2 protein-coding genes and 1 pseudogene are annotated in these 2,919 nt (G+C 49.7%); all 3 read left to right on the forward strand.

The window, feature by feature from the left end; all coding sequences use genetic code 11:
- Positions 1-219: 219 nt before the first annotated feature.
- Positions 220-888, forward strand: a pseudogene (locus AC1DUA_RS32050) (ATP-binding cassette domain-containing protein); the annotation flags it as partial.
- A 39-nt stretch (positions 889-927) separates the two neighbouring features.
- Positions 928-2,538, forward strand: coding sequence for an FAD-dependent oxidoreductase (locus tag AC1DUA_RS32055; RefSeq protein ID WP_477503586.1), 1,611 nt, complete (start codon positions 928-930; stop codon positions 2,536-2,538).
- Positions 2,538-2,876, forward strand: a complete 339-nt coding sequence (locus tag AC1DUA_RS32060) for a 4Fe-4S binding protein (RefSeq protein WP_477503587.1) — start codon at positions 2,538-2,540, stop codon at positions 2,874-2,876. The genes AC1DUA_RS32055 and AC1DUA_RS32060 overlap by 1 nt, the downstream gene beginning before the upstream one ends.
- Positions 2,877-2,919: the final 43 nt, after the last annotated feature.

Genomic DNA, 2,919 nt, shown 5'->3' on the forward strand with positions numbered 1-2,919 from the left:
GTGTCATTCTATACGCCGTATTAGGGAAGCTTTCGGATTTAGTCGCCAAGTTTTTCGAGAATCGCTGGTTGAAATGGCATCACAATTATATTCACAAAGCTTAAAAAGGAGGGGATTCTTATGAGTAAGGTTGGAGGTACTCAGCTTCATATTCGAAACGTGAACAAGTCTTTTGGTGCAACACGAGTGCTCTCAGGTATTGATCTAAACATTAAGCAAGGAGAATTTGTTGCGATTGTGGGCCGCAGCGGATGCGGCAAAAGCACGCTACTCCGCCTTATAGCAGGCTTGGATGAGGCGACGAGTGGAGCCATTATGCTAGATGCTCAAGGCATTCAAGGCGTGCACAAAGACACGCGTGTGCTTTTTCAAGAACATCGGCTCCTTCCCTGGAAAAAGAATATAGATAATGTTCGGATTGGGATTAAATCCGGTGATAAGGAGATTGCTTTTAAGGCGCTGCAGCAAGTTGGTCTTGAACATAAAAAGGATGACTGGCCAGCTGTGCTGTCTGGAGGACAACGACAAAGGGTGGCACTTGCTAGGGCGCTAGCCGGAAATCCAAGGTTGCTGCTTTTAGATGAGCCGCTAGGCGCCTTGGATGCGTTAACCCGCATTGAAATGCAGCAGCTTATCGAGCAGCTTTGGCTGGAGAAGCAATTCACAGTTTTGCTTGTCACACATGATGTAAGTGAAGCCGTAGCGTTAGCGGACAGAGTCATTGTTATCGAAGATGGAAAGATAGGGCTGGATTTGAAAATATCGCTTGCCAGACCAAGGGAGCATGATAGCGGTTTTGCTTATTTTGAGAAAGTTATTTTGGATCGATTGCTCGTGAAACAACCCTTTGAGACAGCGAAAACTGCTGCGGAAGCTTTTTCAATTTAGTGAAGTAGAGAAAACGAGGAGTTAAGGGAGGCTTATAAGATGGCTCAATTTGATTTGCAATTACAGGCGGATGTACTCATTATCGGTGGCGGGCCTTCGGGAGCATGGGCGGCGATTACAGCTGCCAAAGAAGGAGCTAAGGTAGTACTCGTGGATAAAGGTTATTGCGGCACGAGCGGTGCAACAGCGCCATCGGGAACAGGGTTGTGGTATGTCAATCCAACCGCCGAAGAGCGTGAAGCAGCGATGAAGAGCAGAGAGGCGCTTGGGGGATATCTCGCGGATCGCGGTTGGATGAAGAGGGTATTAAATCAAACATATAGCAATACGAATCAAATTGCAGCATGGGGGTACCCGTTCCCGCTGGACGAAACAGGTACTTCACATCGGAAAAGTCTGCAAGGACCCGAATACATGCGTTTAATGCGCAAACAGGTGCAGAAAGCGGGTGTTCGCATTCTCGACCACAGTCCCGCGCTGGAGCTGCTCGCCGATGAGCATGGTGTGGCAGGAGCAACCGGAGTGAACAATCAAACCAAAGACACATGGCGCGTTGATGCTGCATCGGTCGTCATTGCAACAGGCGGCTGCGCGTTTCTAAGTAAGGCGCTCGGCACGAATGTATTAACCGGCGACGGGTACTTGCTTGCCGCAGAGGCTGGAGCGAGCTTATCCGGGATGGAGTTCTCCACGGCTTACTCGTTAGCGCCAGCATTTTCTCCAGTAACCAAATCAGCCTTCTATACTTGGGCCACGTTTTATTATGAGGATGGCACGGTAATTGAAGGGGCTGGCTCGCAGAGAGGTCGTTCAGTCATTGCCAAAACGCTGCTGACGCAACCTGTTTTTGCACGCATAGATAAAGCGGATGAAATTATCAAAAAGGCGATGAGACAGGCTCAACCCAACTTCTTTTTATCCTTTGATCGCTTGGGCATTGACCCTTTCACACATAAGTTTCCGGTGACGCTGAGATTCGAAGGGACCGTGCGGGGAACCGGCGGGATTCATATTATTGATGAAACATGCGCGACGGAAGTACCTGGCCTTTATGCGGCAGGAGATGCCGCGACGAGGGAGCTAATTTGCGGTGGATTTACGGGCGGCGGCAGCCACAATGCGGCTTGGGCGATGTCATCGGGCTATTTCTCAGGTGAGGCAGCAGCCAAATATGCGCTTAAATTAGGCGTAGGGGCTAGCGATCGCAAAGCCAAAGGTTTATCAGAAGCGACTGGCGTTCCGACTCAGGCAACGACGAAAGCGGGAGCACTTGATACGCAAGAAATTATCAAAGCGGTTCAAGATGAAGTCTTCCCATATGACCGCAACTGGTTCCGGACAKGGGAGGGTTTGCAGAGCTCTCTGGGGCGCTTGGATCACCTGTGGAATGAACTGAAACAGGGCATTCAAGCCAGGGATGGCAATGTCGTTCGTGTTCGCGAAGCAGCAGCCATGACAGCTACGGCGAGATGGATGTATACCAGCGGGCTAGACCGCAAGGAAACGCGAGGCATGCATCGCCGTGAAGATTTCCCGCGTATCGATGAGAATCAGAAATACCGCATTAAGAGCGGTGGTTTGGATAAAACATGGGCGAAGCCTTTAGTGGATGGAGCCCAGCCAAAGGTGATTAAGGAGGCTGTTGTGTAATGATAGAACTTTTAAGTAAAGATCGCTGCATAAGCTGCAATCAGTGCGTTTCCGTATGCCCGACGAATGTGTTTGAAAAGGTCCAGGGAGATATTCCTGTCATCGCCAGACAGTCGGATTGCCAGAGCTGCTTCATGTGCGAATTATATTGCCCGACAGACGCCTTGTATGTATCACCAGTGGCTGAAGAAAAGACGAAAGTCGACGAAGGCGAGTTAGTTCAAGATGGCATAATGGGCAGTTACAAACAGAACGTGGGCTGGGGCAAAGGCAGAGTTTCCACCGCCTCTTCCGACGGTTCGTATATCATTTTCCAACGGATGCACGCGTCGCATTAATTTATTTATCACTCATTTTATTTACTACTTAGGGGGTCAACAC

This window comes from Paenibacillus sp. 01T422 (genome assembly GCF_056398785.1).

What these genes read in the sequence shown, in the direction of transcription:
- AC1DUA_RS32060 (WP_477503587.1), top strand. Translation starts at nt 2,538, where the DNA reads ATGATAGAACTTTTAAGTAAAGATCGCTGCATAAGCTGCAATCAGTGC.